This window comes from Ramlibacter sp. (assembly GCF_013697775.1).
Classification (GTDB): Bacteria; Pseudomonadota; Gammaproteobacteria; order Burkholderiales; family Burkholderiaceae_C; genus Ramlibacter.
Genome location: NZ_JACCWG010000228.1, coordinates 1 through 20,914, shown reverse-complemented (window position 1 = coordinate 20,914; position 20,914 = coordinate 1). Strand labels below are relative to the sequence as shown.

Genomic DNA, 20,914 nt, shown 5'->3' with positions numbered 1-20,914 from the left:
GCCTACTTGGAACGCCCGGAGTACTTGAGAAGCAGGAAGGCGGGGCCGAACATGTGGATCTCCTTGTTGTACGCGAAGGAGGCCACGACCTTGTCGCCGTTCTTGGTGATGTCCAGGTCCTTGCCGGAGATGGCCTTGAAGTCGTCGATCTCGGCCTGCTTGTCGAAGATGCTGCGCACTTCGGGCACCGTGTTGCCGGCGGCGGCCTTGTTGGTGGCCTTGAGGATGGCCTGGTATTCGATGAAGGTGGGGAACACCTGGGCGGCCAGCACGCCGCCGCCGGCCAGGACGACCATCACGAACATGAGGCCGAGGAAGGAAAGGCCGGACTGCCGTTTTCTCGGAAGGTGTTGTTTCATGCGTGTCCCCCTCTAGTCGAATGCGCCGATGCGCTTGAAGTTGCCGAAGTTCATCCAGATCAGGAAGGCCCTGCCCACGATGTTGCGGTCCGGCACGAACCCCCAGTAGCGCGAGTCCAGCGAATTGTCGCGATTGTCCCCCATCACGAAATAGTGCCCGGCCGGCACCTTGCAGGTCACGCCCTCGACACTGTAGCGGCAATTCTGCTTGAAGGGATAGTCCTCCACGCCGGGCACGAAGGCCGGGCGCTCGTCGTCGTTCAGGATGCGGTGACGCCTGGTGCCAAGCACTTCCTCGAAGTGCTTGAAGTAGCGCATCGCGTCCTCGTCGAAGTACTCGGGCAGCTGCTGCTTGCTCACCGGCTGGCCGTTGATGGTCAGGCGCTTGTTCAAGTAGGCGACCTCGTCGCCCGGCACGCCGACCACCCGCTTGATGTAGTCCAGGCTGGGTTTGGGCGGGTAGCGGAACACCATCACGTCGCCGCGCGCGGGTGGCGTGCCCTCGGTCAGCTTGGTGTTGGCGACCGGCAGGCGCAGCCCGTAGGTGTACTTGTTCACCAGGATCAGGTCGCCCACCAGCAGCGTCGGAATCATCGAGCCCGAAGGAATCTTGAACGGCTCGAACAGGAACGAGCGCAGCACGAACACCGCCACGATCACCGGGAACAGCCCGGCCGTCCAGTCCAGCCACCAGGGCTGCATCAGGATGCGCTGGCGCGCCTCGCCCAGGTCGGGCTCGTCCACCTTGGCGATGCCGCGCGAGGACAGCTGCGCGCGGCGCTGCGCCGCGTTCGCCTCCATGGCCGCGGCGGCCTGCCGGCGCCGGGGCAGGAAGTACAGGCGCTCGGCCAGCCAGTACAGGCCGGTGACCACGGTGGCCATGAACAGCAGCAGCGCGAAGTTGCCTTCGAGCAGCTCGAAGTACCACGCGCCGGCGTAGCCGACGAAAGCCGCGAGGACCGCGGCCGTGAGCAAGGGCATCATTCTTCGACCTGGAGGATGGCCAGGAACGCTTCCTGAGGCACCTCGACGGAGCCGATCTGTTTCATGCGTTTCTTTCCGGCTTTTTGTTTTTCGAGAAGCTTGCGCTTGCGGCTGATGTCGCCGCCGTAGCATTTTGCCAGCACGTTCTTGCGCAACGCCTTGATGCTCTCGCGGGCGATGATGTTGGCGCCGATGGCCGCCTGGATGGCCACGTCGAACATCTGCCGGCTGATGATCTCGCGCATCTTGGCCACCACCGCGCGGCTGCGGTACAGCGACTGGCTGCGGTGCACGATGATGGACAGCGCGTCGACCTTCTCGCCGTTCAGCAGGATGTCCACCTTCACCACGTCGGACGCGCGGTACTCCTTGAACTCGTAGTCCATGCTGGCGTAGCCGCGGCTGACCGATTTCAGCTTGTCGAAGAAGTCCAGCACGATCTCGCCGAGCGGCATCTCGTAGGTGAGCATCACCTGGCGTCCGTGGTAGGCCATGTTGATCTGCACGCCGCGCTTCAGGTTGGCCAGCGTCATCACCGGGCCCACGTATTCCTGCGGCATGTACAGGTGCACCGTGACGATGGGCTCGCGGATCTCCTGCATCTTGCCCTGCTCGGGCATCTTGGCCGGGTTCTCGACCATGGTGAGCTCGCCGTCGTTCTTCAGCACCTGGTAGACCACGCTCGGCGCGGTGGTGATCAGGTCCTGGTCGAATTCGCGCTCCAGCCGCTCCTGCACGATCTCCATGTGCAGCAGGCCCAGGAAGCCGCAGCGGAACCCGAAGCCCAGCGCCTGGCTCACCTCGGGCTCGTAGCGCAGCGACGAGTCGTTGAGCTTCAACTTCTCCAGGCTGTCGCGCAGCGAGTCGTACTGGTTCGCCTCGGTCGGGTACAGGCCCGCGAACACCTGCGGCTGGATTTCCTTGAAGCCGGGCAGCGCCTCGGTGGCGGTGAATGCCGCGCCGCCGGTGCCCGGCTTGATCAGCGTGACCGTGTCGCCCACCTTGGCGGCCTGCAGTTCCTTGATGCCCGCGATGATGTAGCCCACCTCGCCCGCCGAGAGCGACTCGCGCGGCGCGTTGCCCGGCGTGAACACGCCCAGCTGGTTCGCTTCGTAGGTGGCCTCGGTCGCCATCAGCTTGATGCGGTCGCCGCGGGCGAGCCGGCCGTCCACCACGCGCACCAGCATCACCACGCCGACGTAGGTGTCGAACCAGCTGTCGACGATCATGGCGCGCAGCGGCCCGTCGGGATTGCCGCGCGGCGCCGGAATGCGCGCGACGACGGCCTCGAGGATCTCGTCGATGCCCATGCCGGTCTTGGCCGAACACGGGATCGCGGCGCTCGCGTCGATGCCGATCACGTCTTCGATTTCTTCCTTCGAGCGATCGGGGTCGGCCTGCGGAAGATCCATCTTGTTCAGCACCGGCACCACCTCCACACCGAGGTCGAGCGCGGTGTAGCAGTTGGCCACCGTCTGCGCTTCCACGCCCTGGCTCGCATCGACGACGAGCAGCGCGCCTTCGCATGCGGAGAGCGAGCGGCTGACCTCGTACGAGAAGTCGACGTGGCCCGGTGTGTCGATCAGATTGAGGTTGTAGATCTGTCCATCGCGCGCCTTGTAGACCAGCGATGCGGTCTGTGCCTTGATGGTTATCCCACGCTCTTTTTCGAGATCCATCGAGTCGAGCACCTGCTCTTCCATCTCGCGATCGGAGAGCCCGCCGCAACGCTGGATCAAGCGGTCGGCCAGCGTGGATTTGCCGTGGTCGATGTGCGCGATGATCGAAAAGTTTCTGATGTGATTCATCAAGGGGGACGCTTAAGTGATTGAATTCAAATGGCGAGCGCCCAGAAAAAAGGGCGCGCCCTCAATGTGACGCGCCCTAAACCAACAATCTATGGCAACTGCGATAGTTGGAACTTCATTGTAGGCAAAAAGCCCCGGACGTACACACGCAAGGGCTCCGGCCAGGGGCCGTTGCAGGGTCGCAACGAGAAAAGTATTCACAGCTTATTCACAAACTGTCTGGGCCGGTACTGGGACAACATGTGGGCGATCTGTGGATGCGCCCGGAACCACCGCAGCCCATCCCGCATCGTGGTGCTTGGCCTCCCCGATATGCGGCGAATGGGAAGACTGCCGAGCAGATTCTATCGAAAAATGTCGTTAGCCTGATTTTAAGTTAGTGCTCGCAAACAAACCCGGGGCAAATGGACCGGCCCAAAAAGATCTGCGGCCCTGTCTTTTTTCATCACCGCTGAGGCAGGAAAGCCCCAAACCCGAGTGCGGGCTTGGGGCTTTCCGGGCCGAAACCAGCTCAGCGGGCCGGCCGGATGAGCAGGTAGGTGGCCAGTTCACCCCGGCGCAGCAGCACTGGAATAGGCTTGTTCTTGTCCACCTTGGCGACCACCGCGTCGAACTCGCGCATGCTGCCGATCTCGGTGTTGCCGATCGCCACGATGATGTCGCCCTCGCGGATGCCGGCGCGCGCCGCGGCGTCGCTGACGGCGTCCACCTTCACGCCACCCTTGATCTTCAGCTCCCTGCGCTGCGCGTCGGTGAGGTCGCTGACCGCCAGACCGAGCGACTGCGCCGCCGGCGAGGATGCCTTGGGTTTCTCCTCGGGTGCGGAGGCGCGGCGCGCCGGCTTGTCGGCTTCGAACTCCGTCACCGTGATCGGCAGGTCGCGCGAGCCGCCGCGGCGGAACACGGTCAGCGTCACGCGGCCGCCCGGCTTGGTGTTGCCCACCATGCGCGGCAGGTCGGAAGCACGCTCGATCGCCTGGCCGTTGAACCTGGTGATGATGTCGCCCGCTTCCACGCCGGCCTTGTCGGCGGGCGAGCCGGACTCCACGCTGCGCACCAGGGCGCCCTGCGGCTTGCCCAGGCCGATGGACTCGGCCACGTCCTTGGTCACCTGGTCGATCTGCACGCCGATGCGCCCGCGCGAGACGCGCCCGGTGGCGCGCAGCTGGTCGGACACGCGGATCGCCTCGTCGATGGGAATGGCGAACGAGATGCCCATGAAGCCGCCCGAGCGCGAGTAGATCTGGCTGTTGATGCCCACCACCTCGCCGCGCATGTTGATCAGCGGGCCGCCCGAGTTACCGGGGTTGATGGCCACGTCGGTCTGGATGAACGGCAGGTAGTCGCCGGTGTCGCGCTGCTTGGCGCTCACGATGCCCGCCGTCACGCTGTTGTCCAGGCCGAACGGCGAGCCGATGGCCATCACCCACTCGCCGACCTTCAGGCGGTTCACGTCGCCCATCTTCACGAACGGCAGGCCGGTGGCCTCGATCTTCACCACGGCCACGTCGCTGCGCTTGTCGGCGCCGATGATCTTCGCCTTGAACTCGCGCTTGTCGGTCAGGGTGACCAGCACCTCGTCGGCGCCCTCGACCACGTGCGCATTGGTCATGACGAAGCCGTCTTGCGTGAGCACGAAGCCGGAGCCCACGCCGCGCGGCTGATCCTCCTCGGGCGCCGGCCGGTTGGGCCGCGGCGGGCTGCGCGGCGACGGCGTCTGGGGCGCGGGCACGCCGAAGAAGCGGCGGAAGAACTCCTGCATCTCCTCGTCCATCTGGCCTGACGAGGAGCCGCCGCCGCCACGCACGCGCTCGACGGTGCGGATGTTCACCACGGCCGGGCCGACCTGTTCGGCCAGCTCGGAGAAGTCAGGAAGCGAGCGCGGCTGCGGGGCCGACTGCGCGACCACCGGGCGCGCCGGGATCAGCGCCACGGTACCGGCGACGGCCAGCACCGCCACCAGCGCATAGGCACGCCATGCTTTCCAATCGATGCGAGACATTTCGCGACCTTTCACGGGGACTACCAGGAAAAAACACCGCAGCAGGCGGCGCGGCCCGAACCGAACGGGCATGCCGCTGCAGATGGGGATCTATTTGCGGCGCTCAAGGCTCTGCGCGAAGGCGCGCAGCGTCTGCGGCGGCACCTCGCCGACGGCCGTAAGCCACCAGTCCTGCATGCGGCGCGTGAGCGTGTTGGTGGCGCCGCTGGCGAAGATGCCTTCCTGCGCGTGGCGCTGGGCGTCGTAGGCCTCCACGAACAGCGACACCGCGCCCAGCCCGTCGGAGAACACCCACTGCATCACGCCCTCGGCCGGCCGCTTGAAGCAGCTCATCGGCTTGAAGCCCGGCACCGCGGCCTTCAATGCCCAGCCCTCCTGGGCTGCCGTGGTCCGCACGGTTTCGTCGCGCTCCACGCGCCAGCCCTCGGGCGGCGCCATCATGCGCGCCAGCTTGTCGGCGCGCACCGGCGCGTCCAGCTGCAGTTCGGAGAAGGCGGCCTGCTCGAGCACGCGGCTGTCGCCGTCGAGCGTCTGCACCTTCATCACCAGGCCGCTCTTGCGCTCGCTCCAGATGCGGTAGCCGAAGCGCAGGTTGTCCTTGGGCGTGAGCTGCACCACCTCGGCCTCGAAGCCGGCCACGCGGTCGGTGCCCAGCCGGCGCGCCGAATAAAAATCGGGGACGGTGGTTTCGCTGGACTTCAGCAGGTCCGGGAACATGCCCAGCAGCTCGCGCTTCTCGGTGCGCACCACCCGGCTTTCCGGCACGAAGATGACGACTTCGTCGTTGCGGCGGAAGGTGGAGCGCGGCGCGCCGGTCAGCGACTCCACCCGCTCGACCTGCAAGGGCCCGTCGCAGGCATGCCAGATGCGGCCGCTGGACATGGCGCCGCTGCTGGAGGAGATGACGAAGGTGCCGACGTAGCTGCGCTGGCGCGAGGCCTGGTGCATGCGCACCAGCCAGTCGCCGACGCTGAGCTCGGCCGGCTTGGCCTGCTGCGCCGGCAGCGTGGTCTGCGCCGACGCCAATCCCAGGATGCCCCAGGCCCACAAGGCGAGCAGGCCCCGCGTGGTGCGGGAAAAGGCGGGAGTGGCGCTGCGCAGGAGGAGCATGGGGGCGTGTGCTGTCGCTTAGCGGGCGGGCGCCTCGAAGGTCGCGTTGCGCAGCGCACCGGCCGGCGCCTGCAGCGCGATCGCGCCGCCGAACTGGCGGTGCGCGGCAAGCAGCTGGTCCAGCCGCGCGTCGCGGATCATGGGGCCGCTCGCGCCTTCGCGCGACACGGCGATCACGCCCTCGGAAGCCTGCGGCGCCAGGCCAGCAAACTGACCCTGCCCCGGCGCATTGCCCGGGCCGGCGACGTTCCAGCCGATCGCGGCGACTGCCGCCAGCGAGGCGACGCCGGCCACCATCTTCCAGCGCATCGAGGCTTCGTTGGCCGGCGCACGGCGCAGGTCGAAGGCCGGCGGCTGTTCATCGGCCGGGATAGGGCGCTCCGGCTGCAATGGTGCTTCGGCGTCCAGCCGGACCTGCAGGCGGGCCAGGAAGGCCGCCGACGGAGAGGATGCTGCCAGCTCGCTCGAGCGCAGCACGTCGCCAATGAGGTGGTAGTCCTGCCAGGCGGCCAGGGCCTGCGGGTCGGCGGCCGTGGCCTGGACGCCCCGGGCGAAATCATCGCCCTGGAGCTGCCCGTCGGCCAGTGCCGAAATCAGTTCGCGCGTGTGCATCGTTTCCATACCATCACCTTGCCGCATTGCCGTCACCAGCGCTTGCCCGACTGGTTTTCCAGCAGGGGCTTGACCTTGGCCGAAATGGCCTCCCGGGCGCGGAAGATCCGCGACCGCACCGTTCCGATCGGGCAATTCATCATCTGCGCGATCTCCTCATAGCTCAGGCCCTCGATCTCGCGCAGCATCACCGCCTGGCGCAATTCCTCGGGCAACGCCTCCATGGCCGAGTTGACCGCGGCGGCGATTTCCTTGGCGGCCAGCACCGTCTCCGGTGTTTCCGCGGTGGTTAGTTCGTTCTCCACGCCGGAAGTTTCGTCCTCATCCGCGTTGTTGCCACGCAAGGCGGTTTCGGACACCAGCGGGTCGCGCTTGAGATCGACCAGCGTCTTCTTGGCGGTATTGACGGCGATGCGGTAGAGCCAGGTATAGAACTGCGCGTCGCCGCGGAACTGGGGCAGCGCGCGGTAGGCGCGGATGAAGGTTTCCTGCGCGATGTCCTCCACCAGGTCGGTGTCGCGCACCATGCGCCCGATCAGCCGCTCGATGCGGCGCTGGTACTTGATCACCAGCAGCTCGAAGGCCTTCTGGTCGCCCGCCACCGTGCGATGCACCAGCATCAGGTCGGTCTCGCCGGATTCGGCGGCGGGGGCGGGGGGCGTCTTTGTCATGGTTCGGCCGGAGGCTGCTCGTCTCGCCCCTGCGGGCCTTCGGTCCTGGCGCGCGAATATACCGCACGGCGCAGCGCATCCCAGTGCAACGGCGCGCGTTTGCGCTCCAGCCAGAGCCAGTTCGGCCCGCCGGGCTCGCCCTGCCACGCCAGCAGCAGCCAGCGCTGCAGGTCGAGCCGGATGCGGATCTCGCCGGCCTGCTGCGGCGCGGCCGCGGCGCCGCGCGCCGGCTCCCACCACCATTGCCCGCCATCCCAGGCCAGCGTGCCCCGGGCACCGCGCAGCCACGCGGCGCAGGCGAACACCGCCGCGAAGGCGAGCGCCGCCGCGGCAATGCCGTGCCGCCATCCCGGCCCAGGCGTCTGCGCCAGCCAGGCGGCCAGCACCAGCGCACCAGCCAGCCAGATGCCCACTGCCAGGCCGGCCGCAAAGCGGCAGCGCCCCACCGGATACGTCACCGATGGGGCGCTGTGCATGAAAAGCGATGCTGCGTCAGAGCCGCTTGAACACCAGCGAGCCGTTGGTGCCGCCGAAGCCGAAGTTGTTCTTCAGCGCCACGTCGATCTTCAGGTCCCGCCCCGTGTTGGCGCAGTAGTCGAGATCGCACTCGGGGTCCTGTTCGAAGATGTTGATGGTCGGCGGGCTCTTCTGGTGGTACAGCGCCAGCACCGTGAACACCGATTCGATGCCGCCCGCGCCGCCCAGCAGGTGGCCGGTCATGGACTTGGTGGAGTTCACCACCGTGCGCTTGGCGTGGTCGCCCAGCGCCAGCTTGATCGCGTTGGACTCGTTCGCGTCGCCCAGCTGCGTGGAGGTGCCGTGCGCATTGATGTAGTCCACCTGGTCGGCATTGACGCCGGCGTTGCGCAGCGCGGCCACCATCGCCCGGCGCGGGCCGTCCACGTTCGGCGCGGTCATGTGGTACGCATCGCCGCTCATGCCGAAGCCCGCCACCTCGGCGTAGATCCGTGCACCGCGCGCGCGCGCATGCTCGTACTCTTCCAGCACCAGCACGCCGCCGCCCTCGCCCAGCACGAAGCCGTCGCGGTCCTTGTCCCAGGGCCGGGAGGCCGTCTTGGGGTCGTCGTTGCGGGTGGACAGAGCGCGCGCCGCGGCGAAGCCGCCGACGCCCAGTGCCGACACGCAGGATTCGGCGCCGCCCGCGACCATCACGTCGGCGTCGCCGCACTCGATCAGCCGGGCCGACAGTCCCACCGCGTGCAGGCCCGTGGTGCAGGCCGTGACCACCGCGATGTTGGGGCCCTTGAAGCCGAATTTGATCGACACGTGCCCGGAGATCATGTTGATGATCGAAGCCGGCACGAAGAACGGTGAAATGCGGCGCGGTCCGCGGCTCAGCATTTCGGAATGCGTTTCCTCGATCATCGGCAGCCCGCCGATGCCCGAGCCGATGTTCACGCCGATGCGCTCGGCCTGCTCGTCGCCGAGCGCCGCGCCCGTCGGCAGGCCCGCGTCGGCAACGGCCTGGCAGGCCGCGGCCAACCCCAGATGGATGAAGCGGTCCATGTGGCGGGCCTGCTTCTCGACGATGTAATCGACGATGTTGAAGCCCTTGACCTCACCGGCGAAGGTGCAGGCCAGGTTGGACGCGTCGAACGACGCGATACGGTCGATGCCGGGCGTGCCGGCAAGCAGGTTGGCCCAGGACTGCTCCACCGTGTTGCCCACGGGGCTGATGCAGCCCAGTCCGGTGACGACAACGCGGCGACGCATCAAGCCTTCTGGTGCTGCAGCGCGTAGTCGATGGCGTTCTGCACCGTGGTGATCTTCTCCGCGTCTTCGTCGGGGATCTCGATGCTGAACTCGTCCTCGAGCGCCATCACCAGTTCCACAGTGTCGAGCGAGTCCGCGCCCAGGTCGGCCACGAAGGCCTTGTCGTTGGTCACTTGCGACTCTTCCACGCCGAGCTGCTCGGCGATGATCTTCTTGACACGTGCTTCGATATCGCTCATGGGTTCCCTCAGAGGGTTGTGAATGAATCTGTAATTCTAGACCGGCCAGGAGTGCCGGCCAGCCTGCCAGCTCCGGCAGGTGCCGGCGCGCTCAGGCCATGTACATGCCGCCGTTGACGTGGATTTCCTGGCCGGTCACGTAGGCCGCCTGCGGCGACGCGAGCCAGGCCACCGCGTGCGCGATGTCGGCCGGCTTGCCCAGGTGCCCCAGGGGAATCTGGCCGAGCAGCGCCTTCTGCTGCTCTTCGGGCAGCGACGCCGTCATGTCGGTTTCGATGAAACCGGGCGCAATGCAATTGACCGTGATGCCGCGGCTGCCGAGTTCACGCGCCAGCGCGCGCGTCATGCCGGCGACGCCGGCCTTGGCGGCCGCGTAGTTGGCCTGGCCCGGATTGCCCGAAGCGCCGACCACGCTGGTGATGTTGACGATGCGGCCGTAGCGCTGCTTCATCATCGTGCGCATCACGGCGCGGCTCATGCGGAACACCGCCTTGAGGTTGGTGTCCAGCACCGCGTCCCAGTCGTCGTCCTTCATGCGCATGGCCAGCGTGTCGCGCGTGATGCCGGCGTTGTTCACCAGCACGTGCAGCGCGCCGGATTCCTTGGCGATGCCCTCGATCAGCGCGTCCACCGAGGTGGCATCGTTCACGTCGAGCCGCGCGCCGCGGCAGCCGGCAAAACCGCCGAGCGCCTGGCCGATCTTCGCCGCGCCGTCGTCGGTGGTGGCGGTGCCGATCACCTTCAAGCCCTTGTGCGCCAGTTCCAGCGCGATGGCCGCGCCGATGCCGCGCGATGCGCCCGTCACCAGGGCGACCTGGCCTTCAAAGGAAGCGGCGGTCATGCCAGCAGCTCCTTGGCGTTCGCAAGCGTGGCGGGGTCGTACAGCGGCACGCCCACCATTTCCGGGTCGATGCGCCTGGCCAGGCCGGCCAGCACCTTGCCGGGGCCGCACTCGATGACCAGTGCCGGGCCCAGCGCCTTGATCGCGCGCATGCAGTCGACCCAGCGCACCGGGCCATAGGCCTGCTCGTAGAGCGCCGCGCGGATGCGGTCGGCCTCGCTCTCGGCCTTGGCTTCGATGTTGTTGACCACCGGGATGCGCGGCGCCGCCAGCGGCGTGGCGGCCAGGCGCTCCTTGAGCTTCTCGGCCGCCGGCTTCATCAGGCTGGAATGGAACGGCGCCGAGACCTGCAGCATCACCGCGCTCTTGGCGCCGCGTGCTTTCAGCGCCTCGCAAGCGCGTTCGACCGCGGCCTTGCTGCCGGCGATGACGGTCTGCACCGGGCTGTTGAAATTGACCGCCTCCACCGCTTCGTCGGTGTTGAGGCCGAAGCTGCGCACGGTGTCGGCGCAGCCGTCGATCACGTCCTGCGCCGCGAGGCCGAGGATGGCGGCCATGGCGCCCTCGCCCACCGGCACCGCCTGCTGCATGGCTTCGGCGCGGAACCGCACCAGCGGCATGGCGTCTCCCAGCGCCAGCGCGCCGGAGGCGACCAGCGCGGAGTACTCGCCCAGCGAATGGCCAGCCATCACGGCGGGCTCGGCGCCGCCTTCGGCCAGCCAGGCGCGCCAGGCGGCGACGCCCGCCGCCAGCATCACCGGCTGCGCATTGGTGGTGAGCGCCAGCGCTTCCTTCGGGCCTTCCTTCATCAGGCGCGCGACGTCATCGCCCAGCGCGTCGGAAGCCTCCCGCAGCGTCTCGGCCACGGCCGGGTGGTCGCCCCAGGCGTCGAGCATGCCGACCGACTGCGAGCCCTGGCCGGGAAAAACGAAAGCGAACGGTTTCATGTGAGTTGTCTCGGATGGAGCGGCGCGGGGCGCGGGGCTCAGAGATCCAGCAGCACGGCGCCCCAGGTGAAGCCGCCGCCCACGCCTTCCAGCATGAGCGTGTCGCCTTTCCTGATCTGGCCGCCGCGCACCGCCGCATCCAGCGCCAGCGGCACCGAGGCGGCGGAGGTGTTGCCGTGCTGGTCCACCGTCACCACCAGCTTGTGCATGGGCAGCTTCAGCCGCTTGGCCGTGCCTTGCATGATGCGGATGTTGGCCTGGTGCGGGATCAGCCAGTCGATGTCGGCCTCGGTGCGGCCGGCCTTGGCCAGCGTGGTGCGCGCCGCGCTCTCCAGCACGCCCACGGCCAGCTTGAACACCGCCTGCCCGTCCATCTTCAGGAACGGATCGCCCAGCACCTTGCCGCCCGACACCGTGCCGGGCACGCACAGGATGCCGACCTGGCTGCCGTCGGCATGCAGGTCGCTCGCCAGGATGCCAGGCGTGTCGGAGGCTTCCAGCACCACCGCGCCGGCGCCGTCACCGAACAGCACGCAGGTGGAGCGGTCGCTGAAGTCCAGGATGCGCGAGAACACCTCGGCGCCGACCACCAGCGCCCGCGTGGCGGTGCCGCTGCGGATCATGGCGTCGGCCACGGTGATGGCATAGACGAAACCGGTGCACACCGCCTGCAGGTCGAACGCCGCGCAGCCGGCGATGCCCAGCTTGTGCTGCAGGATGCAGGCGCTGGAGGGGAACACCATGTCGGGCGTGGAAGTCGCCACGATGATCAGGTCGATTTCCTGCGGCGTGCGGCCGGCGGCTTCCAGCGCGTGGCGGCAGGCGTGCAGCGCGAGGTCGCTGCTGGTCACCTCGGGCGCCGCGAAATGGCGCGCGCGGATGCCGGTGCGCTCCACGATCCAGGTGTCCGACGTTTCCACGCCGCGGCCCGCGAGTTCGGTCGCGAGTTCGGCATTGGTCACGCGGCGCGGCGGCAGGTAGCTGCCGGTGCCGGTGATGCGGGAATAAGGCTTCATCGTCAGGTCGATACGGGTTCGAGCGAGGGAGCGTCGGACACACCCACCAGCAGGGGGCGGGCGTGGGCGATGCGCGCCTGGACGCGATCGAGCAAATTGTTACGGGCTGCATCATACGCGCGGTTCAGGGCCTGCTCGAACGCGAAGGCGTCAGCCGAACCGTGGCTCTTGAACACCAGCCCGCGCAGGCCCATCAAGGCGGCACCGTTGTAGCGGCGGTAGTCCACTCGCTTTTTGAAGGCAGATAGCACCGGGTAGACAACCAATGCCGCAACCTTGGTCAATGGATTGCGCGAGAACTCTTCGCGCAGGAAGCCGCCGATCATCTGGGCCAGGCCCTCGCTGGTCTTGAGCAGCACGTTACCGACGAAGCCGTCGCACACCACGATGTCGGTGGTGCCCTTGAAGATGTCGTTGCCTTCCACGTTGCCGTAGAAATTCAGGTCGCCAGAGGTGGCCGCCGAGCGCAGCAGCTCGCCGGCGCGCTTGATGACCTCGCTGCCCTTGATCATTTCCTCGCCGATGTTCAACAGGCCGACCGAGGGCGCGTCGTTGTTGGTGAGCGCCGCCACCAAGGCGGAGCCGAGCACGGCGAACTGCAGCAGGTGCTGCTCGGTGCAGTCGACGTTGGCGCCCAGGTCCAGCACGGTAGTGGCGCGGCCCTTGGCATTGGGCATGGGGTAGGCGATGGCAGGACGCTCGATGCCGTCCACCGTCTTGAGCAGGTAGCGCGCCAGCGCCATCAGGGCGCCGGTGTTGCCGGCCGAAATGGCGGCCTGCGCGCGCCCATCCTTGACCTCGCGCAGCGCCACGCGCATGGACGAGTCCTTCTTCTTGCGCAGCGCGATTTCCACGCCGTCGTCCATCGCCACCACCTCGGAGGCGGGCACGATCTGGGCACGTGGATGCGAGAAGCCGGCAAGCTCGGCGGGCAGGCCCACGAGCAGCAGCTGGGTATCGGGGTGGGCTTCGAGAAACTGGCGGCAGGCCGGCAGTGTGACCTGCGGCCCGTGGTCCCCCCCCATGCAGTCAACGGCCAGGATGGTCATGGGCTAGCCTGTGCGACCCCCATCAAGACAAAGGCCCGAACTGCGGGCGCAGCCGGGCCTGGGAATCGCGAAGCCGTTCAGGCTTCGTTCTTTGTCTTGAGCACCTTGCGGCCCCGGTAGAAACCGGTGGGGCTGATGTGGTGGCGCAGGTGGGTTTCGCCGGTGGTGGGTTCCACCGCGATGCCCGGCACGTTCAGGGCGTTGTGGGAACGGTGCATTCCGCGCTTGGAAGGCGACTTCTTGTTTTGCTGGACGGCCATGGTGGGCTCCTGGATCAGGGGCTGCGCGGTGCAGCCGGTCAATCGGTTGGTGAGAGTCCGCGCCCGGTAGATGCCGCTTCTTGAAGCAAGAGCGTTCCGGCGCGAAGCCCGCCATTATAGCCAAAGCGATTGATTCGCTTAATGTTTACCGGACTTCAGGCGTGCCAGCGCGGCGAACGGGCGCGGCCGCTCGGCCATGGCCTCTTCGAATTCGGCGTCGGCGCTGGCGAACGGCAGGGTTTCCGGGCAAACCTCGTGGCGAGGCGCCACCGGCAGATCCATCAGCAGCTCGTCTTCCACCAGCTCCACCAGGTCGAAACTGCGGCTGAGCGCCAGCACGTCCTCGTCGGAGGCATCGTCCTTGGTCGCCGCGGTGTCCTCGTCCTCGACGAAGCGGAACGCGCGCTCGACAGCCGCCTCGACGTCCACCGGCGCCAGGCAGCGCTGGCAGACCAGCGGCAGCACGGCGCGCGCGCGCAGGTGCATCCAAACGCCCGGCCGCAGATGGCCGGGATTGCCCAGTTCGCCGCGCGCCTCCCAGTGCACGGCATTCTCCGCGCCGCGCCCCTGCGTCTCGCCGAGCAGGCGGGCATAGCCGCCGAGCGTTTCGTCGGACTCCAGCTGCGCGCCGCTCTCGGCGAACCGCTTGACGTCGAGCCGCCGGGCGTCGAACTCTTTCTTCATGGAGCCAGTGTAAGAGAATCGACCCATGCCGCAAGACGCCCCCCTGTCAACTTTGCGAGGACGCCCCGTCGTGCTGGGCTCCACCTCGCGCTACCGGCGCGAGTTGCTGGCGCGCCTGCGCATCCCGTTCGAGGTTGCCTCGCCGGAGGTCGACGAAACGCCGCACCCCGGCGAAGCGCCGCCCGAACTCGCGCGGCGCCTCGCGCTGGCCAAGGCGCGCGCGGTCGCCGAACGCCATCCGAAGGCCGTCGTGATCGGCTCCGACCAGGTGGCGGACCTGGCCGGCGAGGCCATCGGCAAGCCCGGCACGCACGACAACGCCGTGGCGCAGCTGCGGCGCATGCGCGGCAAGATGGTGGTGTTCCAGACGGCGGTGGCGGTGGTCTGCCTGGACAGCGGCTTCGTCCAGCAGGACATCGCCGCCGTGCGGGTGCGCTTTAGGGACCTGCGCGACGCCGAGATCGAAGCCTACCTGCATGCCGAGCAGCCCTACGACTGCGCGGGCAGTGCCAAGAGCGAGGGCCTGGGCATCGCCCTGCTCGAATCCATCGACAGCGACGACCCCACCGCGCTGGTCGGCCTGCCGCTGATCCGCACCTGCCGCATGCTGCGCGCCGCGGGCGTGGCCCTGCTCTGATGCACGAACGCGGCAAGCTGTTTCTGGTGCCGGCGCCGCTGGATTTCGGCTGCGACACGGCGGTGCCCATCGCCGAGGTGTTGCCCGAGGGCACGCTGGTGGCTGCGGCGCGGCTGGACCATTGGATCTGCGAGAACGCCAAGAGCGCGCGCCATGTCCTCAAGCGCATCGGCGAGCTGCATGCGCTGGCCGCGCCGCTGCAGCAGCAGCACATCGTGGAGTTGCCGCGCGAGGTGCACAAGAAGGGTGACCACACTGCCGGCTTCGACGCGCGGCCGCTGCTCGCGCCCGCGATGGAAGGACACGACGTCGGGCTGCTGAGCGAAGCCGGCATGCCGGCCGTGGCCGACCCGGGCGCCTCCGTGGTACGCGCCGCGCACGCGCTGGGGTTGCAGGTGGTGCCGCTGGTCGGCCCGGTGTCGCTGCTGCTGGCGCTGGCCGCCAGCGGGCTCAACGGGCAGAATTTCGCCTTCGTCGGCTACCTGCCGCAGGAGCAGGTTCCGCGCGGGCAGCGCATTCGCGAGCTGGAAGCGCTGGCCCTGCGCACCGGCCAGACCCAGCTGTTCATCGAAACGCCCTACCGCAACCTGGCGCTGTGGGACGCGCTGCTGCAGAACTTGCGGCCCACCACGCGCGTGGCGGTAAGCAGCGGCCTGACCTTGCCGCAGGCCGCCAGCCGCTGCGACACCGTGCAGCGCTGGCGCGATGCGCTGGCGCCGGTGGGCGGCAAGACGCCGGCGGTGTTCGCGCTCGGCGCCTGAAGAACAAGGCCAGCGCGCTTCAGCGCAGCCCGGGCATGGCCTTGAAGGCGCGCACCGCGCCTTCGCCGATCGAGGCGCCGAACTTCTTGGCCAGCTTCTCGGCCACGTTGGCGCGGCGGGTGTAGTCGACCAGGTCTTCCGCCTTGATCACGTCGCGCGCCACCTGGTCCAGGCTGCCGAGCTGGTCGGCCAGGCCCATGTCCACCGCCTGCTGGCCGGTCCAGAACAGGCCGGTGAACAGTTCCGGCGATTCCTTCAGGCGCTTGCCGCGACCGGCCTTCACCACGTCGATGAACTGCTTGTGGATCTGGTCGAGCATCACCTGGGCGTGCTGGCGGTGCTTGTCGGTCTGCGGGCTGAACGGGTCCAGAAAGCCCTTGTTCTCGCCGGCCGTCATCAGCCGGCGCTCGACGCCCAGTTTTTCCATCAGGCCGACGAAGCCGAAGCCGTCCATCAGCACGCCGATGCTGCCGACGATGCTGGCCTTGTCCACGAAGATGCGGTCGGCGCCGGCGGCGATGTAGTAGGCCGCCGAGGCGCAGGACTCCTCGACCACGGCCAGCAGCGGCTTGTTGCTGTACTTGGCCTTCAGCCGGCGCATCTCGTCGTTGATGATGCCGGCCTGCACCGGGCTGCCGCCGGGCGAGTTGATCAGCAGCACCACGCCGCGCGAACCCTCGTCCTCGAACGCGGCGCGCATCGCCGCCACCACGAACTCGGCGCTGGCCTCGGAGTCCGCCGAGATCTCGCCCTTGATCTCGACCACGGCCGTGTGCGGCAAGGTCTTGTCGGAACTGGCGCCTCCGCGCGAGAACATCGCCCAGGCCAGGAACACGAAGAACGCCAGCCAGGCCAGCCGCACGAAAGTGCGCCAGCGGCGCCCCTGGCGCTGCTCGTGCAGGCCAGCCTGCAGCAGGCGCTCCAGCGTGGCGCGCTCCCAGCCGGGTGCTTCGGCCCGGACGGGCTGCACGGGTGCGGCGGGTGGCGAGGTTTCGTAGCCCGGCGTGCCGGGCGGCTGCGATTCGTTCATCTTTGTTCTAGAACTCGACTGGTTTGAGGTTGAAATCAGTATGCCAGTGCACCACGCCATCCCGCTCGCTGAGGGCGATCTTCACCAGCCCGCCGCGGCACGGGCCGCCCGCGCAGGCGCCGGTGTCCGGCCGGTACACGGCGCCATGCGTGGCGCACAGCAGCCACTGGCCGCTGTCGTCGAAGAAGCGGTTCGGCTGCCAGTCCATTTCCATGGCCACGTGCGCGCAGCGGTTCAGGTAGGCATGCACGCCACCCTTCCAGCGCACGGCGAAGGCGCGGCAGGTCTGGCCGCCGTAGAGAAGGTCGAACGGCACGGCCGTGCCGCCTTCCACCAGGTCGGCCGAGTTGCACAGGGGAACGGCGGCGGTGTCGTCGTCCATGGCTCAGGCGTTCTCCAGCAGCCAGTCGTGCAGCTGCCGCACCGAGTGGGCGATGAAGCGCGGCTTGAGCACGTGGAATGCCTGCGGCTCGTGCGCGCCGTAGCTCACGCCCACGCTGGCGCAGCCGGCGTTCACCGCCATCTGCAGATCGTGCGTGGTGTCGCCCACCATCAGGGTGCGCTCGGGCTCCACGCCGAATTCACGCATCAGCTCGTGCAGCATCTGCGGGTGCGGCTTGCCGGCCGTTTCGTCGGCGGTGCGCGAGCCGTCGAACACGCCCTGCAGCTGCACGGTCCGCAGGGCGTCGTCCAGGCCGCGGCGCGACTTGCCGGTGGCCACCGCCAGCCAGTGGTGGCGCGCGCGCAGGTCGGCGAACAGCGGCAGCACGCCCTCGAACAGGCTCAGGTCGTTCTGGTGCGCAATGTAGTGGTGGCGGTAGCGCGCGCCCAGCTCGGGATATTTCTCCTGCGGCACGTCGGGCGCGGCATGCGCCAGCGCCTGCATCAGCCCCATGCCGATGACATAGGCGGCGGCCTTGTCGCTGGGCACCGCGCCGCCCACGTCGGCCACCGCGCGCTGGATGCAGCGCACGATGATCTGGGTGGAGTCGAACAGGGTGCCGTCCCAGTCGAAGGCAATCAGGTCAAAGCTGCGGGGACGCTGCGCGGACATGGTCCAGGAAATGGGTCAATTCGGGGGGAAGTTCGGCCTGCAGCGCAAGCCGCTCGCCGCTGGCGGGATGCGTGAACTGTAACCGCCACGCGTGCAGGAACATGCGCTTCAACCCCGCCTTTTGCAGCGACTTGTTGCGCTCGAACTCGCCGTACTTGTCGTCGCCCGCGATCGGGTGGCCTTGCGAGGCCAGGTGCACGCGGATCTGGTGCGTGCGGCCGGTCTTGATCGTCACTTCCAGCAGGCTGCAGTCCTGCAGGTTCTCGGCGACTTTCACCAGCGTGACCGAGCGCATGCCGTCGGGGTCGTCCTTGGCCACCACCTTCACCCGCCGCTCGCCGTCGGCCAGCAGGTACTTGTGCAGCGGCTGGTCGATGACCTTCTTGTTGGCCGGCCAGGCGCCGAGCGCCAGCGCCAGGTAGGTCTTGCCGGTCTCGCGCTCGCGGAACTGGTCCTGCAGGGCCAGCAGCGCCGAGCGGCGCTTGGCGACCAGCAGCAGGCCCGAGGTCTCGCGGTCGAGCCGGTGCACCAGTTCCAGGAATTTCGCCTGCGGGCGCGCCTGGCGCAGCTGCTCGATCACGCCGAAGCTGACGCCGCTGCCGCCGTGCACCGCCACCCCGGCCGGCTTGTCCACCGCCATCAGGTGCTCGTCTTCGAACAGCACCGGGAATTCGCGCGCCGGCGCCGGCCGGGCCAGCTTCTGCTCGGCCCGCTCGGACACGCGCACCGGCGGAATGCGCACCACGTCGCCGACCGCGATGCGGCTGTCGGCGCCGGCGCGGCCCTTGTTGAGGCGCACTTCGCCGCTGCGGATGATGCGGTAGACGTGCGTCTTCGGCACGCCCTTGAGCTCGCGCACGAGGAAATTGTCCAGGCGCTGGCCGGCCGATTCCTCCCCTACGGTCAGATATTTGACAGCCGCATTTGCAGGGGGCGTTTCGCCCCCTATAATCTGTTTCACTAGCGTTACGCTGTAAGTGGTTGATTTGGCTGGAGTTTAGTCCACCCCTCCACAAAGCCGCGCTGGAAGGTCGATGCCACGCTGCCGTTTGCAGCGGTGATGCGACTGTCTTGAAACACCGATACGGAATCAATGCCCGCCAGCGCCCAGCTGGCTGGCGGATCTAAGCGAGAACAACGTGCTGTTGGCGATCATCCTGGCCTGCTGGCGGTGGCTTACAAGCCCCCTGCAAGCCACCGCATCGCCCGCGGCCTTCCCCCTGACGCGCCCCACCATCGCCGCTCTTCCTGCGGCGCGGCCGCGCTTCGTCCTTCTCGCCTCCATCCATGTGCCCTGGCCTCGCCCGCTGAGCTAGTCCTCAGCGCGCCGCCCTCCGGCAATTCCCGTCGTTTCGAGCGTCCGTCGGCATCGTTGCTCCGTCATGGAGCGGTTGATGTTTTTGGGAAGCCATGGGCTTCCGAAGGGGACAGTTTATGAAGCGGATGCTGATCAATGCCACGCAGGCCGAAGAACGCCGCCTGGCCATCGTCGACGGGCAAAAGCTCCTCGACTACGAGATCGAGATCGAGGGGCGCGAGCAGCGCAAGGGCAACATCTACAAGGCCGTGGTCACGCGGGTCGAGCCCAGCCTCGAAGCCTGTTTCGTCGACTACGGCGAGGACCGCCACGGCTTCCTGCCGTTCAAGGAAATCTCCAAGCAGTTCTTCCAGGGCAGCACGCCACCCTCGCAGGCCCGCATCAACGACGTGATCCGCGAAGGCCAGGAACTGCTGGTCCAGGTCGAAAAGGAAGAACGCGGCAACAAGGGCGCGGCGCTCACCACCTTCATCTCGCTGGCCGGCCGCTACGTGGTGCTGATGCCCAACAACCCGCGCGGCGGCGGCGTCAGCCGGCGCATCGAGGGCGAGGACCGGCAGGAGCTCAAGGAGAACATGGACCAGTTGGAATACCCCAACGGCATGTCCATCATCGCGCGCACCGCTGGCATCGGCCGTAGCGCGCCCGAGCTGCAGTGGGACCTGAACTACCTGCTCAAGCTGTGGAACGCCGTCGAAGGCGCGTCCAAGGGCGGCAAGGGCGCCTTCCTGATCTACCAGGAATCGTCGCTGGTCATCCGCTGCATCCGCGACTACTTCAACAACGACATCGGCGACATCCTGATCGACACCGATGAGATCTACGAACAGGCGCAGCAGTTCATGTCGCACGTCATGCCCGAGCATGCCGCGCGCGTGAAGCGCTACCGCGACGACGCACCGCTGTTCTCGCGCTTCCAGATCGAGCACCAGATCGAATCGGCCTACGCCCGCGAGGTAAAGCTGCCCTCCGGCGGCGTGGTCGTGATCGACCATACCGAGGCGCTGGTCTCCATCGACGTCAACTCGGCGCGTTCCATCAAGGGCGGCGACATCGAGGAAACCGCCACCCGCACCAACCTGGAAGCCGCCGACGAAGTGGCGCGCCAGATGCGCCTGCGCGACCTGGGCGGCCTGATCGTCATCGACTTCATCGACATGGAAGAGTCGAAGAACCGCCGCGAGGTGGAGAACCGCCTGCGCGACGCGCTGCGCCAGGACCGCGCGCGTGTGCAGTTCGGCTCGATCAGCAAGTTCGGCCTGATGGAAATGAGCCGCCAGCGGCTGCGCCCGGCGCTATCCGAAGGCGCGTCCATCCCCTGCCCGCGCTGCGGCGGCCACGGCCACATCCGCGACACCGAAAGCTCGGCGCTGCAGATCCTGCGCATCATCCAGGAAGAGTCCATGAAGGACAGCACGGCCGCCGTGTACGTGCAGGTGCCGGTGGAAGTCGCCTCGTTCCTGCTCAACGAGAAGCGCACCGAGATCGCCAAGATCGAGCTCAAGCAGCGCATCGGCGTGATCATGGTGCCCAACAAGACGCTGGAAACGCCGAACTACCGGCTGGAGCGCCTGAAGCACGACGACCCGCGCCTGGACAGCATGAAGGCCAGCTACAACATGGCCGAGGAAATCGAGGACCCGACCGAGGTGACGCGCCGCTCGCACGAGCGCTCGAACCGCCAGGAACCGATCATCAAGGGCGTGCTGCCCGATGCGCCGGCGCCGATGCCCGTGGCCAAGCCCGAGCCGGTGGTGGCGCCGGTCGCCGCGGCCCCCGCCGCCAGGGCGCCCGCGCC

23 protein-coding genes are annotated in these 20,914 nt (G+C 67.9%); 3 read left to right on the top strand and 20 right to left on the bottom strand.

Annotation, left to right across the window (positions count from 1 at the left end; all coding sequences use genetic code 11):
- Nucleotides 1-2: 2 nt before the first annotated feature.
- The 16 genes from H0U68_RS11300 to H0U68_RS11225 form a co-directional block, all read right to left on the bottom strand.
- On the bottom strand, nucleotides 3-359 hold the full coding sequence (locus tag H0U68_RS11300; protein ID WP_296355600.1) for a DUF4845 domain-containing protein: 357 nt from the start codon (nucleotides 357-359) through the stop codon (nucleotides 3-5).
- Nucleotides 360-371: 12 nt separating this feature from the next.
- Nucleotides 372-1,340, bottom strand: a complete 969-nt coding sequence (lepB, locus tag H0U68_RS11295) for a signal peptidase I (RefSeq protein ID WP_296355611.1) — start codon at nucleotides 1,338-1,340, stop codon at nucleotides 372-374.
- Nucleotides 1,340-3,151 (bottom strand): translation elongation factor 4, encoded by a 1,812-nt coding sequence (lepA, locus tag H0U68_RS11290; protein ID WP_296355598.1) that lies wholly within the window; start codon nucleotides 3,149-3,151, stop codon nucleotides 1,340-1,342. The genes lepB and lepA overlap by 1 nt, the downstream gene beginning before the upstream one ends.
- A 511-nt stretch (nucleotides 3,152-3,662) precedes the next feature.
- The gene (locus tag H0U68_RS11285; protein ID WP_296355595.1) at nucleotides 3,663-5,153 is read right to left on the bottom strand and encodes a DegQ family serine endoprotease; all 1,491 of its coding nucleotides are present in this window, start codon (nucleotides 5,151-5,153) and stop codon (nucleotides 3,663-3,665) included.
- 90 nt (nucleotides 5,154-5,243) lie between these two features.
- On the bottom strand, nucleotides 5,244-6,263 hold the full coding sequence (locus H0U68_RS11280) for a MucB/RseB C-terminal domain-containing protein (protein WP_296355593.1): 1,020 nt from the start codon (nucleotides 6,261-6,263) through the stop codon (nucleotides 5,244-5,246).
- Nucleotides 6,264-6,281: 18 nt separating this feature from the next.
- On the bottom strand, nucleotides 6,282-6,884 hold the full coding sequence (locus H0U68_RS11275; RefSeq protein ID WP_296355591.1) for a sigma-E factor negative regulatory protein: 603 nt from the start codon (nucleotides 6,882-6,884) through the stop codon (nucleotides 6,282-6,284).
- Between the two features lie 23 nt (nucleotides 6,885-6,907).
- Nucleotides 6,908-7,546 (bottom strand): RNA polymerase sigma factor RpoE, encoded by a 639-nt coding sequence (rpoE, locus tag H0U68_RS11270; RefSeq protein ID WP_296355589.1) that lies wholly within the window; start codon nucleotides 7,544-7,546, stop codon nucleotides 6,908-6,910.
- Entirely contained in the window at nucleotides 7,543-8,022 is a 480-nt protein-coding gene (locus H0U68_RS11265) for a hypothetical protein (protein ID WP_296355587.1), read from the bottom strand. Before H0U68_RS11265 ends, rpoE begins: the two co-directional genes overlap by 4 nt.
- Before the next feature lie 16 nt (nucleotides 8,023-8,038).
- Entirely contained in the window at nucleotides 8,039-9,283 is a 1,245-nt protein-coding gene (gene fabF, locus H0U68_RS11260) for a beta-ketoacyl-ACP synthase II (protein ID WP_296355585.1), read from the bottom strand.
- Nucleotides 9,280-9,519, bottom strand: coding sequence for an acyl carrier protein (gene acpP, locus H0U68_RS11255; RefSeq protein ID WP_296355583.1), 240 nt, complete (start codon nucleotides 9,517-9,519; stop codon nucleotides 9,280-9,282). The genes fabF and acpP overlap by 4 nt, the downstream gene beginning before the upstream one ends.
- A 91-nt stretch (nucleotides 9,520-9,610) precedes the next feature.
- Nucleotides 9,611-10,360 carry a 3-oxoacyl-ACP reductase FabG gene (gene fabG / locus H0U68_RS11250; RefSeq protein ID WP_296355581.1) on the bottom strand — a complete coding sequence of 250 codons (750 nt, stop codon included), beginning with the start codon at nucleotides 10,358-10,360 and terminating at the stop codon, nucleotides 9,611-9,613.
- Nucleotides 10,357-11,307 carry an ACP S-malonyltransferase gene (gene fabD, locus H0U68_RS11245; RefSeq protein ID WP_296355579.1) on the bottom strand — a complete coding sequence of 317 codons (951 nt, stop codon included), beginning with the start codon at nucleotides 11,305-11,307 and terminating at the stop codon, nucleotides 10,357-10,359. Before fabD ends, fabG begins: the two co-directional genes overlap by 4 nt.
- Before the next feature lie 38 nt (nucleotides 11,308-11,345).
- Nucleotides 11,346-12,323 (bottom strand): beta-ketoacyl-ACP synthase III, encoded by a 978-nt coding sequence (locus H0U68_RS11240; protein WP_296355578.1) that lies wholly within the window; start codon nucleotides 12,321-12,323, stop codon nucleotides 11,346-11,348.
- 2 nt (nucleotides 12,324-12,325) lie between these two features.
- Nucleotides 12,326-13,372 (bottom strand): phosphate acyltransferase PlsX, encoded by a 1,047-nt coding sequence (gene plsX, locus H0U68_RS11235; protein WP_296355576.1) that lies wholly within the window; start codon nucleotides 13,370-13,372, stop codon nucleotides 12,326-12,328.
- Between the two features lie 77 nt (nucleotides 13,373-13,449).
- Nucleotides 13,450-13,632: a 50S ribosomal protein L32 gene (gene rpmF, locus H0U68_RS11230; protein WP_061496223.1), complete on the bottom strand. Its 183-nt coding sequence runs from the start codon at nucleotides 13,630-13,632 to the stop codon at nucleotides 13,450-13,452.
- Nucleotides 13,633-13,770: 138 nt separating this feature from the next.
- Nucleotides 13,771-14,316: a DUF177 domain-containing protein gene (locus tag H0U68_RS11225; protein WP_296355572.1), complete on the bottom strand. Its 546-nt coding sequence runs from the start codon at nucleotides 14,314-14,316 to the stop codon at nucleotides 13,771-13,773.
- A 25-nt stretch (nucleotides 14,317-14,341) separates the two neighbouring features.
- On the opposite strand from H0U68_RS11225, the gene H0U68_RS11220 reads away from it, so the two are divergent.
- Nucleotides 14,342-14,953, top strand: coding sequence for a Maf family nucleotide pyrophosphatase (locus H0U68_RS11220; protein WP_296355570.1), 612 nt, complete (start codon nucleotides 14,342-14,344; stop codon nucleotides 14,951-14,953).
- On the top strand, nucleotides 14,953-15,714 hold the full coding sequence (locus H0U68_RS11215; RefSeq protein ID WP_296355568.1) for an SAM-dependent methyltransferase: 762 nt from the start codon (nucleotides 14,953-14,955) through the stop codon (nucleotides 15,712-15,714). The genes H0U68_RS11220 and H0U68_RS11215 overlap by 1 nt, the downstream gene beginning before the upstream one ends.
- A 19-nt stretch (nucleotides 15,715-15,733) precedes the next feature.
- Here the strand turns inward: H0U68_RS11215 and H0U68_RS11210 are convergent, their stop codons facing one another.
- The 4 genes from H0U68_RS11210 to H0U68_RS11195 are packed head-to-tail and all read right to left on the bottom strand — an operon-like array spanning nucleotide 15,734 to nucleotide 18,759.
- Nucleotides 15,734-16,744 carry a S49 family peptidase gene (locus H0U68_RS11210; protein ID WP_296355566.1) on the bottom strand — a complete coding sequence of 337 codons (1,011 nt, stop codon included), beginning with the start codon at nucleotides 16,742-16,744 and terminating at the stop codon, nucleotides 15,734-15,736.
- Between the two features lie 7 nt (nucleotides 16,745-16,751).
- On the bottom strand, nucleotides 16,752-17,126 hold the full coding sequence (locus tag H0U68_RS11205; RefSeq protein ID WP_296355564.1) for a Rieske 2Fe-2S domain-containing protein: 375 nt from the start codon (nucleotides 17,124-17,126) through the stop codon (nucleotides 16,752-16,754).
- 3 nt (nucleotides 17,127-17,129) lie between these two features.
- Nucleotides 17,130-17,798: an HAD-IA family hydrolase gene (locus tag H0U68_RS11200; protein WP_296355563.1), complete on the bottom strand. Its 669-nt coding sequence runs from the start codon at nucleotides 17,796-17,798 to the stop codon at nucleotides 17,130-17,132.
- Entirely contained in the window at nucleotides 17,770-18,759 is a 990-nt protein-coding gene (locus tag H0U68_RS11195; RefSeq protein ID WP_365731394.1) for an RluA family pseudouridine synthase, read from the bottom strand. The genes H0U68_RS11200 and H0U68_RS11195 overlap by 29 nt, the downstream gene beginning before the upstream one ends.
- Nucleotides 18,760-19,232: 473 nt before the next feature.
- Here H0U68_RS11195 and H0U68_RS11190 point away from each other — a divergent pair.
- Nucleotides 19,233-20,914: Rne/Rng family ribonuclease (locus H0U68_RS11190; protein ID WP_296355559.1), on the top strand; the 1,682-nt coding region annotated here is incomplete at its 3' end.

Bases quoted from the DNA above. Each gene is read 5' to 3' on its own strand.
- H0U68_RS11300 (WP_296355600.1), bottom strand. From the start codon at position 359: ATGAAACAACACCTTCCGAGAAAACGGCAGTCCGGCCTTTCCTTCCTC.
- lepB (WP_296355611.1), bottom strand. From the start codon at position 1,340: ATGCCCTTGCTCACGGCCGCGGTCCTCGCGGCTTTCGTCGGCTACGCC.
- lepA (WP_296355598.1), bottom strand. From the start codon at position 3,151: ATGAATCACATCAGAAACTTTTCGATCATCGCGCACATCGACCACGGC.
- H0U68_RS11285 (WP_296355595.1), bottom strand. From the start codon at position 5,153: ATGTCTCGCATCGATTGGAAAGCATGGCGTGCCTATGCGCTGGTGGCG.
- H0U68_RS11280 (WP_296355593.1), bottom strand. From the start codon at position 6,263: ATGCTCCTCCTGCGCAGCGCCACTCCCGCCTTTTCCCGCACCACGCGG.
- H0U68_RS11275 (WP_296355591.1), bottom strand. From the start codon at position 6,884: ATGGAAACGATGCACACGCGCGAACTGATTTCGGCACTGGCCGACGGG.
- rpoE (WP_296355589.1), bottom strand. From the start codon at position 7,546: ATGACAAAGACGCCCCCCGCCCCCGCCGCCGAATCCGGCGAGACCGAC.
- H0U68_RS11265 (WP_296355587.1), bottom strand. From the start codon at position 8,022: ATGCACAGCGCCCCATCGGTGACGTATCCGGTGGGGCGCTGCCGCTTT.
- acpP (WP_296355583.1), bottom strand. From the start codon at position 9,519: ATGAGCGATATCGAAGCACGTGTCAAGAAGATCATCGCCGAGCAGCTC.
- fabG (WP_296355581.1), bottom strand. From the start codon at position 10,360: ATGACCGCCGCTTCCTTTGAAGGCCAGGTCGCCCTGGTGACGGGCGCA.
- fabD (WP_296355579.1), bottom strand. From the start codon at position 11,307: ATGAAACCGTTCGCTTTCGTTTTTCCCGGCCAGGGCTCGCAGTCGGTC.
- H0U68_RS11240 (WP_296355578.1), bottom strand. From the start codon at position 12,323: ATGAAGCCTTATTCCCGCATCACCGGCACCGGCAGCTACCTGCCGCCG.
- plsX (WP_296355576.1), bottom strand. From the start codon at position 13,372: ATGACCATCCTGGCCGTTGACTGCATGGGGGGGGACCACGGGCCGCAG.
- rpmF (WP_061496223.1), bottom strand. From the start codon at position 13,632: ATGGCCGTCCAGCAAAACAAGAAGTCGCCTTCCAAGCGCGGAATGCAC.
- H0U68_RS11225 (WP_296355572.1), bottom strand. From the start codon at position 14,316: ATGAAGAAAGAGTTCGACGCCCGGCGGCTCGACGTCAAGCGGTTCGCC.
- H0U68_RS11220 (WP_296355570.1), top strand. From the start codon at position 14,342: ATGCCGCAAGACGCCCCCCTGTCAACTTTGCGAGGACGCCCCGTCGTG.
- H0U68_RS11215 (WP_296355568.1), top strand. From the start codon at position 14,953: ATGCACGAACGCGGCAAGCTGTTTCTGGTGCCGGCGCCGCTGGATTTC.
- H0U68_RS11210 (WP_296355566.1), bottom strand. From the start codon at position 16,744: ATGAACGAATCGCAGCCGCCCGGCACGCCGGGCTACGAAACCTCGCCA.
- H0U68_RS11205 (WP_296355564.1), bottom strand. From the start codon at position 17,126: ATGGACGACGACACCGCCGCCGTTCCCCTGTGCAACTCGGCCGACCTG.
- H0U68_RS11200 (WP_296355563.1), bottom strand. From the start codon at position 17,798: ATGTCCGCGCAGCGTCCCCGCAGCTTTGACCTGATTGCCTTCGACTGG.